Here is an 11,791-nt window from a genome sequence, read left to right as displayed (position 1 = left end):
CCGCGGTCGCCGGTTCAGCGGGCGGGGACGTCCTTGGCTGGAGCGTCCTGCGGCGCCTCGAACGTGACCGTGCTGCCGTCGGAGGCCGAGCGGAGCACCATCCCGGCCACTTCGACAGTACGCAGGCCCTGTCGCAGAGTGACGATATCGCTTTCCTTGCCCTCCACGGCGTCCCGGAAACGCTCGTGTTCGACAAGCAGCGGTTCGCGCTTGGGAATTGCATAGCGGATCATGTCGCCCTCGGCGACGCCGCGGAAGGCCCGCAACGCCTCCCACTCGGTGTCGATCGCGCCGTTGGCGTAGAAGGTCAGGTCGGCGGTGAGCGTGTCGGCGACGAAGCATCCCTTGTCACCGGTGATCACAGTGGACCGCTCCTTGAGCGGGCTGAGCCAGTTGACCAGGTGGTTGACCATCGTGCCGCCGGAGAGCTGGCCGACGACCGCGACCATGTCCTCGTGCAGTCGGCCGCTACGGGAGACCGTCCGGGCCGACACCGAGACGTACTCCTGGCCGGTCACCCAGCTGGTCAGGTCGATGTCGTGGGTGGCCAGGTCCATCACCACGCCGACGTCGGCGATCCGGTGCGGGAACGGTCCCTGCCGTCGGGTCACCACCTGGTAGACCTCACCCAACTCGCCGGCCTCCAGGCGGGTCCGCAGGTTTTGCAGAGCCGGGTTGTACCGCTCGATGTGACCGACCCCGGCCACCAGGCCACGGCTTTCGAACGCCTCGACCAAGCGGGTCGCTGCCTCGACGGACTGCGCGAGCGGCTTCTCGATCAGCGCGGGCACCCCGTGGGCGGCGAGTTCCAGCCCGACCTGCTCGTGCAGCGCGGTCGGGCAGGCGATCACCGCGTAGTCGATGCCCAGCGCCAGCAGCTCGCTGAGGTCGGGCAGCACCGGTGCCCGGAGCAGGCCGCTCTGGTCACCGATCGGATCGTGGATCCCGACCAGCTCGACCCCGTCCAGACCGGACAGTACGCGGGCGTGGTTGCGCCCCATCGCGCCGAGGCCGATCAGGCCGGCGCGCAGCTTGCCGCCCTGCCGTGCGCTCACCGGGCACCCCCGGCGAGGTTGGCGGCCTCGACGATCCGCTCAAGGTCGTCGGGGTTCAGCGAGGGGTGCACCGGCAGCGAGATCACCTCGGCGGCGGCCCGCTCGGTTTCCGGCAGCTCCCAGGGGCCGGGCTCGCCGTCCTTGTCCAGGTACGGCTTGAGCCGGTGGATCGGGGTCGGGTAGTAGACGGCGTTGCCGATGCCCAACTCGTGCAGGCGCGCCTGGGCGGCGTCCCGGTCGCCCCGGACCCGGACGGTGTACTGGTGGTACACGTGCCGGGCGGCGTCCGCCACCGGCGGGGTGACCATGCCGGTGATGTTCGAGTCGAGGTACTTGGCGTTGGCCCGGCGCTGCTCGGTCCACTCACCGAGCTGGGTCAACTGCACCCGGCCGATGGCCGCGGCCACGTCGGTCATCCGCATGTTGGCCCCGACGATCTCGTTCGCGTACCGCTGCTCCATGCCCTGGTTGCGCAGCAGCCGCAGGGTACGGGCGAGCCCGGCGTCCGCAGTGCTGATCATGCCTCCCTCCAGGGAGTGCATGTTCTTGGTGGGGTAGAAGCTGAAGCAACCGGCGGTGCCGAACGCGCCGACCGGGGTGCCGTGCAGGCTGGCGCCGTGGGCCTGGGCGGCGTCCTCGACGACGGCCAGGCTGTGCCGCTGCGCGACCGCCATGATCCGGTCCATCGCGGCGGGGTGGCCGTACAGGTGGACCGGCATGACGGCGACGGTCCGCGTGGTGACCGCGGCGGCGACCGCCTCCGGGTCGAGACAGAAGCTACCCGGCTCGATGTCCACGAAGATCGGCTCGGCGCCGACCAGCCGCACCGCGTTGGCGCTGGCCGCGAAGGAGAACGACGGCACGATGACCTCGTCGCCCGGGCCGACGCCGAGCGCCAGCAGGGTCAGCTGGAGGGCGGAGGTGCCGGAGTTGACGGCGACGCAGTGTCGGCCGGCGACGAGTTCGCCGAACTCCTGCTCGAACGCGGCCACCTCGGGTCCCTGTACCACCTTGCCGCTGCGCAACACCCTGACAGCCGCCTCGATCTCGGCTTCGCCGATGATCGGGCGGGCTGGCGGTATGAAGGCCGGGTGCTGCCCCGTCATGTAGGTCCTCCCGTTGCAAGACTGTTTCGCGAGTTCGGGAAGCGATACTAGCCCGCCGTTAACGGGCGACGAGAAGAGCGTTCACGGGGCGTCCAGCCGGCGTTCACGATTCGGTGGGCGAACGCCGCGCAGCTCAGGCCAGATCGTCCTGCGGCACGGCGCAGGCCACCCGCAGGGCAGCCACGGCGGCCCGCGCCATCCGGTCCAGTTCGGCTGGGTCCAGCGGCGACCGGGCGATGGCCATCCGCCAGTAGATCGGCCCGACGATCAGGTCGGCCGCGATCCGCGGGTCGGCTCCGCCGGGCAACTCACCACGCTCCACCGCCCGCCCGATGACGATCTTGCCGATCCGGTCCTGGTAGTCCTTCAACGCGCCCTGCAGGGTCCCGGCGATCTGCGGATTGCGCGCCGCCTCGGCGAGCAGGTCGGGGATGATCTGCGACGCCACCGGGTGGCCCAGCGCCCCGCTCACGACCAGCAGCAGCAGCCGGACGTCACCGTCGAGGGTGCCGGTGTCCAGCATCGGCAGCTTCCGGCTCGCGGCGGCCGAGACCACGTCCAGCACCAGGTCGAGCTTCGAGTTCCAGCGGCGGTAGATCGCGGTCTTGCTGACCCCGGCCCGGCGGGCCACCGCCTCGATGGAGAGTCGGCCGTAGCCGACCGCGGCGAGTTCCTGCATGAGGGCCCGACGGATGGCCGAGGTGATCTCACCCCGGAGCACCGCCGCACCGGCCGGAGCGCGCCTCTTTTCGGCCGTCACCTGGGACTCTTCTCGACTGTCACCGGGCCAGCGTAGCGCAACGACGCTACGGTTGCGTCCCGACGTATTTCGGACTACTGTCCAGCCAGCGACCGGGGGCGGCGCTCCCGCACTGACCCACGCTAGATTCACTCACCGCGAGACATAACGCCGGCCCGACAGATCGGAGCGCCCATCCCCATGGCCAACCTGCTGGCCGACCCCGACTCCGGCCTCACCCCAGCCCAACTGGCCGCCCGACACGGGCTACGGGTGGCCGGCGAGCGGCCCTCGTTCGGTCGTTACAGCGTCGAACTGTGGCGCTACCGGCACTTCATCTCCGCGTACTCCCACGCCAAGCTGACCGCCTCGTTCAGCAACGCCCGCCTCGGGCAGCTGTGGCAGGTGCTCACTCCGCTGACCAACGCGGCGGTCTACTTTCTGATCTTCGGTCTGGTGCTCGAACAGACCCGGGGCATGGACAACTTCATCGCCTACCTGACCACCGGGCTGTTCATCTTCAACTTCACCCAAACCAGCCTGATGCACGGCACCCAGGCGATCAGCGGCAACCTCGGCCTGATCCGCGCCCTGCACTTCCCCCGGGCGTCCCTGCCGCTGGCCATCACCGCCACCCAGCTCCAGCAGATGCTCGGCTCGATGGTGGTGCTGATCGGCATCGTGGTCGCCACCGGTGAGCCGATCACCCTGAGTTGGCTGATGCTGGTGCCGGCGTTGCTGGTCCAGACGGTCTTCACCGCCGGGCTCACCATGGTGATGGCCCGGCTGGGCGCGAAGGCAACGGACCTGAAACAGGTCATGCCCTTCGTCCTACGGGCCTGGATGTACGGCTCCGGCGTGCTCTACAGCGTCACCCTGTTCGCCGAGAACCTGCCGGGCTGGGCCACCACCGTCGTGCAGTTCAATCCCATGCTGGTCTACATCGAGCTGGCCCGGATCTCCCTGCTGGAGAACACCCACCTGCTCACCGACTCACTGCTCCTGACCTGGCTGATCGCGCTCGGCTGGGCGCTCGTCGCAGGCGTCGGCGGATACCTCTACTTCTGGCGTGGCGAACAGGAGTACGGCCGTGGTTAACCTTGAAATGTCCAATGATGTGACGGTGACCCTCCCCCGGATCCAGGAACGGATCCCGACCGTGGTGGTGGACGACGCGCACGTCGTCTACCGGGTGCACGGAGGCGGCACCAACAACCTCAGCGCGGTCGCCGCCCTCAAGCGGATGGTCACCCGCAGATCCGCGCCCAACGTCCGGGAGGTGCACGCGGTCCGCGGGGTCTCGTTCACCGCGTACCGGGGCGAGGCCATCGGGCTGATCGGCACCAACGGCTCCGGCAAGTCGACCCTGCTGCGGGCCATCGCCGGACTGCTGCCGGTGGAGCGGGGGGCCGTATACACCCAGGGGCAGCCCTCGCTGCTGGGCGTGAACGCCGCCCTGCTCAACGACCTGCCGGGCGAACGCAACGTCACGCTCGGCTGCCTGGCCATGGGCATGGCACCGGCCGAGGTGCGACGCAAGCTTCCGGAGATCATCGAGTTCTCCGGGATCAACCAGCGCGGTGACTTCGCCTCGCTGCCGATGCGCACCTACTCCTCCGGCATGTCGGCCCGGCTGCGCTTCTCCATCGCCGCCGCGAAGCAGCACGACGTGCTGCTGATCGACGAGGCCCTCGCCACCGGGGACAAGGCGTTCCGCAAGCGCAGCGAGCAGCGGGTACGGGAGCTGCGGGAGAGCGCCGGCACGGTGTTCCTGGTCAGCCACCAGCTCTCCTCCGTACGGGACACCTGCGAACGGACCATCTGGCTGGAATCCGGCGAGATCCGGATGGACGGCCCGACTCGCGAGGTGCTGGCGGCTTACGAGGCATTTACGAACGGCAAGTAGAGTCTGGGTGAACGAGCGGCGACGTCGCCGAGCGTGCCCAGGATCTTGGGCCGCGTTGTCCCGTTGGGACGACGCGGCCCGCGCGTTATGGTTCACTCCGTCGCCGCGTCGGCGGAACCTTCCGTTCACCTGCCCACCACAGTCATGCACCCCCGAGAGCGAGGACCGGCAATGACGCAGGACCAGACCACCGATCCGGGTACCACGTCGGAGGACCGGACGCCGTGGCGACCCTCACGGACGGTGGCGGTGGTGCTGGCCGGCGGCACCGGCACCCGGCTGGGTCTGGGCATTCCCAAGCAGCTGCTCAAGATCGCCGGTAAGCCGATCATCGAGCACACGCTGGCCGTCTTCGAGGCCGCGCCCGAGATCGACGAGATCATCGTGCTGATGGCCACCGGGCACGTCGCCGAGGCGCAGAAGATCGTCGACAAGGCGGGCTTCCGCAAGGTCACCAAGGTCATCAAGGGTGGCGACACCCGTAACGCCACCACCCGCGTCGCGCTGGACGCGGTCGGTGAGGGCGACTGCAACATCCTCTTCCACGACGCGGTGCGCCCGCTGCTCAGCGGCCGGATCGTCCGGGAGTGCGTGAACGCGCTGTGGACCTACTCGGCCGTGGACGTGGCGATCCCGTCGGCCGACACGATCATCCAGGTCGACGAGAACGAGTGCATCACCGACATCCCCGTGCGCGCCACGCTGCGCCGGGGTCAGACCCCGCAGGCGTTCCGCTCCGGCACCATCCGGGAGGCGTACCGCCGGGCCGAGGGCGACCCCAACTTCGCCGCCACCGACGACTGCGGAGTGGTGCTGCGTTACCTACCGGAGACCCCGATCAAGGTGATCGACGGCTCCGACGAGAACATCAAGGTCACCCACCCGGTCGACGTGCACCTGGCCGACAAGCTGTTCCAGCTGGCCGCCGCCAAGGTGCCGCGGCTGACCGACCACCGCGCGTACAGCGAGGAGGTCTCCGGCCGCACGATCGTCGTCTTCGGCGGCAGCTACGGCATCGGCCACGACCTGACGGAGCTGGCCCGTCGCTACGGCGCCCAGGTGTTCCCGTTCAGCCGTTCCAGCACCGGCACCCACGTGGAGCGCCCCGAGGACGTCGAGGCCGCGTTGCGGACCGCCTTCGAGGCCACCGGGCGGATCGACCACGTCGTGGTCACCGCCGGGATCCTGGAGAAGGGCGCGCTGGCCGAGATGGACCAGGAGACCATCGACCGGGTGCTCCAGGTCAACTTCGTCGGCCCGGTCACCGTCGCCCGGCAGGCCCTGCCCTACCTCCAGCAGACCAAGGGCCAGCTGTTGCTCTACACCTCCAGCTCGTACACCCGTGGGCGGGCCGACTACGCGCTCTACTCGGCCACCAAGGCCGCGCTGGTCAACCTGACCCAGGCGCTCGCGGACGAGTGGGCGGAGTTCGGCGTACGGGTCAACGTCATCAACCCGGAGCGGACCGCCACCCCGATGCGGACGAAGGCGTTCGGCGCGGAACCGGAGCACACGCTGCTCGCCGCCGAGACCGTCGCCCAGTCGTCGCTGGACGTGCTGATCTCGGATCTCACCGGCCAGGTGATCGACGTCCGCCGGCCGCCGGGTGAGGCGCCGGTCGCCGTCGCCGTGCCCGCCCAGACCGACCGGGCGGCCAGCGCCGCTGCCGTCGGCTGACCTGTCCGACCACGACCGCGAAAGCGACACCGAGATGCGTGGTGAGCTGGTCCGGAAGTTGACCGCACGGGGCCTGGCCACCGGTGGGGCGGTCCTGGTGTTCCTGGTGGTCGCCCTCACCGGAGCGACCGCCTGGGGGCTCTGCCTGGCCGTGGTGGCGCTCGCCGCCACGGTCTGGGAGCGCCGGGTGCGACCCGGTGCCGACAACGTCGCGGAGACCGCGCTGATCGCGGCCGGGGTGCTGGTCGGCTACGCTCGTCAACTCGACGCCGGTTTCGACCCGGCCCTGGCCGCGACCGCCCTGGTCCTGCTGGGCCTGGTGCTGCTCACCGGTCCGCTGCGCCAGGCTGGGAACCTGGAGATCCGCGCCGCCAACCTTCCGGTACGCGCCTGGGTGCCGCAGGTCGCGGCGGTGCTCGGCGACGCGGTGGCCGTACTGCTCGGTCTGCTGGCCCTGGCCGCGCTGACCGGGCTGCCCGCGGGCGTGGCCCTGGCGGCGACGCTGCTGGTGGGCGGCGCCGCCGCGGCCGTCGCCCTCGACCTGGCCCGGCGTCGGTTCCGGCCGTCCCCGACCGGGTCGGCGGTGGCCCGGGCGCTGCGCCGGCACCAGCCCGAGTTCGTCCTGCACTTCTCCGCCCCGCCCGGCTCCGAGTACCAGGTCACCATGTGGCTGCCGTACCTGGAACGGATCGGCCGACCCTTCGTGGTGATGGTGCGCGAGCCGGAGTTCCTGGTCACCATCGCGGCGGCCACCACCGCCCCGGTGGTCTACTGCCCCACCACCCGGAGCATGGACGAGGTGCTGGTGCCGAGCCTGCGGGTGGCGTTCTACGTCAACCACGGCGCGAAGAACAGTCACTGCATCAGGTTCACCCAACTCACCCACGTGCAGTTGCATCACGGTGACAGCGACAAGGCCCCCAGCGCCAACCCGGTCTCGGCCATCTTCGACCGGATCTTCGTCGCCGGTGAGGCGGCCATCGATCGGTACGCCCGGGCTGGGATCGACATTCCCGCCGAGAAGTTCGTGGTGGTCGGCCGTCCCCAGGTCGAGGCGATCGAGGTGCGTTCGCGGCCGACGCCGGGCCTGACGAACCCGACGGTGCTCTACACCCCCACCTGGACCGGGCACAACGCCGACGCCGACTACTGCTCGCTGCCGGTGGCGGAGCCCCTGCTCCGACGCCTGCTGGACCGGGGGGCCACGGTCATCCTGCGGGCCCACCCCTACACCGCGCAGAACCCGGCCTCGTCCCGCCAACTGGCGCGGCTGCACGACCTGCTCGCCGCCGACCGGGCCCGCACCGGCCGGACGCACCTCTACGGTGCCGCCGCGAGCAAGCTCACCCTGACCGACTGCGTCAACCGCGCGGACGCGCTGGTCTCCGACGTCTCCGGGGTGCTCTCCGACTGGCTCTACTCGGGCAAGCCGTACGCGGTGACCGACATGGGCACCGACGGCGACCGGTTCGTCGAACGCTTCCCGCTGGCCGCCGCCGGCTACGTGCTGAGCCGGGACATGGCCGACCTGGACGACGTGCTGACCCGGCTGCTCGACACCGATCCGCTCGCCGAGGCCCGCTGGGCCACCCGCAGCCGCTACCTGGGCGACTTCCCCGCCGACTCGTACGCCGAGGTCTTCCTGGCCGCCGCCCGACGCGAACTGGACCCGGCCTGGACCGCACCGGCGCAACGCACCGCGGTCGCCGCGCCCGTCTCTCCCACCACTTGAGGTCACCGGCCCTCGGCGGAAACCTCCTCGTCCACCCGGGCCGCACCCGCGACCTCGTGGACCTCGCGAACCGCGGCCATCGGCAGCGCCGCGTAGACGTGCGGAAACGGTCCAGCGTTAGGGGCGTCCTCCCACCGCAGCGCGGCACCGAGCAGGGAGACGTCGAGCGCGACGATGACAAGCTGCGGCTGGTCGCCGAAGACCCGCGCCGCCGTGGCAGGCAGTTGGGATCGCGACGAGCAGTGGATGAAGCCACTGTCCCGGTCGAACGGTGAGCCGTCGAACCGGCCCGCAGCCTGGAACTCGGCCCATTCGCCCGGCAGCAGGATCTTGTAGATCAGCACGTCGCCATGCTGCCAGAGCGGCACGCAGCGGGTGCGCCGTCAGTCGAGGCGTACGGCGATCTGGAGGGTGTTCAGGTAGTGCTTGCGTACCGTCCCGGCCGGGCGCGCGGCGATCATCTCCCGGATCCCGTCGAAGAGGGTCCGCCGCTGCCAGGGCGCGGCGGCAATATGACCGGAGTACGTGGAGAGCAGGGTCAGGTACTCCTCGGCGGTGTAGTCGCGACTCCAGACGTAGCGGTGCACGGTCGGACGGGCGAAGAAGTCGCTGCCCGCCATCGCCGCCGCATCGGGGGCCGCGATCGCCTCCGGTGGTTTCGGCCCGCCCTGCCCGTCACCCATGCCGACCTCGTCGTAGATCCGCTCGACCTGCCGGAAGAAGTCGTCGCCGCCGGGTGGTGACACGTGCTCGGTGGCCACGATGGCCAGGTGACCGCCGGGGCGCAGCAGTTCGGCGGCGCGGCGGTAGGCGACCTCCGGAACCAGCCAGTGCCACGACGTGGCAGCGAAGACGAGGTCGAACGGCGCGAGGTCGCCGGCTTCCCACCGCTCGAAGGGCGACACCACGACGCGTACGTCTCCGCGACCGGCGAGCACGCGGCGCGCCACCGCGGCCAGTTCCCGTCCCGGTTCCAGGGTGACCACCTGCCAGCCGCGCGCCAGCAGACCACGGGTGGCCTGGCCGGTGCCCGTGCCGATCTCCAGCACCCTGGCCGGCCCGGTCACCAGGCCCGTCGTCGCGGCCAGGTCGACGAACAACGGCTCCGGATAACCCGGCCGGGCCTGCTCGTACAGCTCGGCGGCCGTGTCGAACGTCGTGGCCAGCCCCGCGTACGGCTCCTGCTCCCCCATAACTCCCCCGCACATGTGTAAACGTCGAGGCCGATGTCACCCTGATCGTCACATCACCCCCACCCGCCGTTCCCACCCTCACCGCACCCACCGCCGCGCCGCCCTCACCGCACCCACCACCGCGCCGCCCTCACCGCACCCACCACCGCGCCGCCCTCACCGCACCCACCACCGCGCCGCCCCCGCGCCCCCGCCCCCCCGCGCCCCCCGCGCCAAGATCCGGGCAACTTCCCTGTTGCTGCTGCCTCAGCCGGGCCCGAAGCAGCAGCAACAGGGAAGTTGCCCGGATCTTGGCGCGACAGGCCCTGCCGGAACGGCGCACTTGCTCTGCTTCACCTGGCGCACAGGATCCGCGACGATCCGCCGAGATCTTGGACATTTTCCGTTAACGAGGAACTGTGCTGTCCCGAGACATGTGTCAAGGGGGAGTCCCGATAGATGTGTCATGAGTTGTTGATCATGCTGCTCGGGTGAGGCTGATGTAGTTCCGGTCGGGGGTGAGGTGGAAGTGGCCGAGGGGTTGGCCGTCGTGGTGGTAGACGGTGATCCGGTTTTGGTCGCGGATGGCGGTGACGGTGGTGCCGGCGTGGGTGGTGCCGACGCTGGTGCGGTGCCCGGCGACGCGGATGGCGCCGGTGCTGTCCACGAGGCAGCGGTGCAGGGTGGCGTCGGTCTGCAGGGGCAGGCTGGCGGGCCCGCCGAGGCTGGGCGCGTCTGTCCATGCCTGGGCGGGGGTGGCGCGTCGTGGTAGGGCGCTGTGGCGTCGTTCGGTGTTGTAGTAGCGGCGGTAGACGTCCAGATGGGTTTGCAGCTCGGCGCGGGTGCCGGGGGTGGGTTGGGTGCTCAGCCATTTCTTGAGGGTTTGGTGGTGGCGTTCGACCTTGCCGCAGGTCTGTGGATGGTAGGGGCTGGAGTTGATCGGCCGGACATTGTGGTCCAGGAGGCACTGGACGAACGTGGAGATCGATCCGGGCCGGGTGAGTCGGCTGGTGAACGCGGTGCCGTTGTCGGACAACACGATCGCGGGGACGCCGTACTCGCCGAAGGCCTGCCTGACCGCGGTGACCGCACCTTCGGCGGTCTCCGCGATCGTCGCGTGACAGCCGACGAGGGTTCGGGTGCAGTCGTCCAGGACGTCGAAGACCGCGGCGAGGCTGCCGTCGGCGAGCCGAACGTTCGTGGCGTCGATCTGGTAGCAGTCCCTGGGCCGGGCGTAGACGAACCGCCGGAACGAGCTGCGCGGCCGTTTCGCCGGGTTCCGTTCGAGCAGGTCATGTCGGGCCAGGACCCGGTTGATCGTCGACCTTGCAGGCACCCGCCATGCCGGACCGGTAGCGGCGTGCACCTCGATCAGGGCGTCACGGATGAAATCGGCCCCATTGTCCAGACCGAGTTCGGCGCGCAGCTTGCAGATCCAGGCATCCAGATCCGGCGGCGTCACCCGCGGACTGCTGTGCGGCCGCCGGGAACGCGCATGCCACTCACCCTCGTCCCGGATCCGCGCCTGATGCCGATACACCGTACGGACGGACACACCATGCTCGCGCGCGAACTCGGCCACATTGATCCGCACCCCCGCAGCCAACTGAGCATCGAGCAGGTTCAAGACATGCCGCCGAGAAGCCATGCCAGGCACCATGTACCAGCCCGCCCAAGATCCCTACCAACTGACACATGTATCGGGACTTCATCACTGACAGATGTCATGGGACTGAATAGTTAACGAGGAACGGAAGATGTCCAAGATCTCGAGTTCTGCGCTGCTTAGTCGTGGTGGTCGGGGTGGCTAGGGGGTTGGCGGCGGGTCCAGGCTATGAAGCGGGTGAAGAGGGTGGTGGGGGTGGGGGCGTTGTGGGGGTTGAGGTGGTAGAGGTCGCGCATGGCGTCGTACATCAGGCCGGCGAGGTAGATGGACAGGCCGGGCAGGTTGGCGTCGTACTCGACGCGCAGCAGCAGCCGGGCCTGCCCGCAGGGCCAGGGTTGCCCGTCGGCGCGGCAGCACCATATCGGCCGTAACGGGGTGTGCGGCACCTCGCCGTCAAAGGGGTAAGGACGTTGGGGACGTGGACCCCGCTCGGGTGGGAACAGTCGGCTGGTGATGGCGCCCGAGCCGCCGGCGGTCACCACCGGCCCCCGTTGGCGCGCCACTGCTGCCCCGGGGTGAGCCAGCCGGGACGCCCCGGACGCGGCATCGGCAACGGCCGGGTCGGCTCCCGCATCCAATCCGGCAGGTGCGTACCCCGCCGACGCTGCGGCAGGCACGTGCCGTGCTGATCCTCCGGCACCCCCGTGTCCCCCTGCCAGCCGAGCGACACCTGCCCACCCCGCGACACCTGCCCACCCCGCGACACCTGCCCACCCCGCGACACCTGCCCACCCCGCG

The 11,791-nt window shown here is 70.1% G+C and carries 12 protein-coding genes; 4 read left to right on the top strand and 8 right to left on the bottom strand.

Annotation, left to right across the window (positions count from 1 at the left end; all coding sequences use genetic code 11):
- Nucleotides 1-14: 14 nt before the first annotated feature.
- The 3 genes from O7601_RS15695 to O7601_RS15685 form a co-directional block, all read right to left on the bottom strand.
- Complete coding sequence (locus tag O7601_RS15695) at nt 15-1,055, bottom strand: Gfo/Idh/MocA family oxidoreductase (RefSeq protein ID WP_281561877.1); 1,041 nt, start codon at nt 1,053-1,055, stop codon at nt 15-17.
- Nucleotides 1,052-2,161, bottom strand: a complete 1,110-nt coding sequence (locus O7601_RS15690; protein WP_281561876.1) for a DegT/DnrJ/EryC1/StrS family aminotransferase — start codon at nt 2,159-2,161, stop codon at nt 1,052-1,054. Before O7601_RS15690 ends, O7601_RS15695 begins: the two co-directional genes overlap by 4 nt.
- Before the next feature lie 133 nt (nt 2,162-2,294).
- The gene (locus tag O7601_RS15685) at nt 2,295-2,921 is read right to left on the bottom strand and encodes a TetR/AcrR family transcriptional regulator (protein ID WP_281561875.1); all 627 of its coding nucleotides are present in this window, start codon (nt 2,919-2,921) and stop codon (nt 2,295-2,297) included.
- A gap of 180 nt (nt 2,922-3,101) precedes the next feature.
- On the opposite strand from O7601_RS15685, the gene O7601_RS15680 reads away from it, so the two are divergent.
- The 4 genes from O7601_RS15680 to O7601_RS15665 all read left to right on the top strand — a co-directional run bounded on the left by O7601_RS15680 (nt 3,102) and on the right by O7601_RS15665 (nt 8,215).
- Nucleotides 3,102-3,998, top strand: a complete 897-nt coding sequence (locus tag O7601_RS15680; RefSeq protein WP_281561874.1) for an ABC transporter permease — start codon at nt 3,102-3,104, stop codon at nt 3,996-3,998.
- Between the two features lie 7 nt (nt 3,999-4,005).
- On the top strand, nt 4,006-4,806 hold the full coding sequence (locus O7601_RS15675; RefSeq protein ID WP_281561873.1) for an ABC transporter ATP-binding protein: 801 nt from the start codon (nt 4,006-4,008) through the stop codon (nt 4,804-4,806).
- A gap of 171 nt (nt 4,807-4,977) precedes the next feature.
- Nucleotides 4,978-6,483, top strand: coding sequence for a bifunctional cytidylyltransferase/SDR family oxidoreductase (locus tag O7601_RS15670; protein WP_281561872.1), 1,506 nt, complete (start codon nt 4,978-4,980; stop codon nt 6,481-6,483).
- A 34-nt stretch (nt 6,484-6,517) separates the two neighbouring features.
- A complete protein-coding gene (locus O7601_RS15665) occupies nt 6,518-8,215 on the top strand; it encodes a CDP-glycerol glycerophosphotransferase family protein (RefSeq protein WP_281561871.1) in 1,698 nt (565 codons plus the stop codon).
- Nucleotides 8,216-8,217: 2 nt separating this feature from the next.
- On the opposite strand, the gene O7601_RS15660 is transcribed toward O7601_RS15665, so the two are convergent.
- The 5 genes from O7601_RS15660 to O7601_RS15640 form a co-directional block, all read right to left on the bottom strand.
- Nucleotides 8,218-8,559 (bottom strand): DUF952 domain-containing protein, encoded by a 342-nt coding sequence (locus tag O7601_RS15660; protein ID WP_281561870.1) that lies wholly within the window; start codon nt 8,557-8,559, stop codon nt 8,218-8,220.
- A gap of 39 nt (nt 8,560-8,598) precedes the next feature.
- Nucleotides 8,599-9,408: a class I SAM-dependent methyltransferase gene (locus O7601_RS15655; RefSeq protein WP_281561869.1), complete on the bottom strand. Its 810-nt coding sequence runs from the start codon at nt 9,406-9,408 to the stop codon at nt 8,599-8,601.
- 457 nt (nt 9,409-9,865) lie between these two features.
- Entirely contained in the window at nt 9,866-11,035 is a 1,170-nt protein-coding gene (locus tag O7601_RS15650; RefSeq protein ID WP_281561868.1) for a DDE-type integrase/transposase/recombinase, read from the bottom strand.
- 137 nt (nt 11,036-11,172) lie between these two features.
- Nucleotides 11,173-11,496, bottom strand: coding sequence for a hypothetical protein (locus tag O7601_RS15645; RefSeq protein WP_281566936.1), 324 nt, complete (start codon nt 11,494-11,496; stop codon nt 11,173-11,175).
- 32 nt (nt 11,497-11,528) lie between these two features.
- Nucleotides 11,529-11,777, bottom strand: a complete 249-nt coding sequence (locus O7601_RS15640) for a hypothetical protein (protein WP_281561867.1) — start codon at nt 11,775-11,777, stop codon at nt 11,529-11,531.
- Between the last annotated feature and the right edge of the window lie 14 nt (nt 11,778-11,791).

It is taken from the genome of Verrucosispora sp. WMMD573, from assembly GCF_027497175.1.
In the GTDB taxonomy this organism is placed as follows: Bacteria; Actinomycetota; Actinomycetes; order Mycobacteriales; family Micromonosporaceae; genus Micromonospora.
The sequence above is the reverse complement of the archived record's forward strand: the minus strand, read 5'-3'. Positions and strand labels throughout refer to the sequence as shown.

Bases quoted from the DNA above. Each gene is read 5' to 3' on its own strand.
- O7601_RS15650 (WP_281561868.1), bottom strand. From the start codon at position 11,035: ATGGCTTCTCGGCGGCATGTCTTGAACCTGCTCGATGCTCAGTTGGCT.
- O7601_RS15675 (WP_281561873.1), top strand. From the start codon at position 4,006: ATGTCCAATGATGTGACGGTGACCCTCCCCCGGATCCAGGAACGGATC.
- O7601_RS15690 (WP_281561876.1), bottom strand. From the start codon at position 2,161: ATGACGGGGCAGCACCCGGCCTTCATACCGCCAGCCCGCCCGATCATC.
- O7601_RS15670 (WP_281561872.1), top strand. From the start codon at position 4,978: ATGACGCAGGACCAGACCACCGATCCGGGTACCACGTCGGAGGACCGG.
- O7601_RS15665 (WP_281561871.1), top strand. From the start codon at position 6,518: ATGCGTGGTGAGCTGGTCCGGAAGTTGACCGCACGGGGCCTGGCCACC.
- O7601_RS15655 (WP_281561869.1), bottom strand. From the start codon at position 9,408: ATGGGGGAGCAGGAGCCGTACGCGGGGCTGGCCACGACGTTCGACACG.
- O7601_RS15680 (WP_281561874.1), top strand. From the start codon at position 3,102: ATGGCCAACCTGCTGGCCGACCCCGACTCCGGCCTCACCCCAGCCCAA.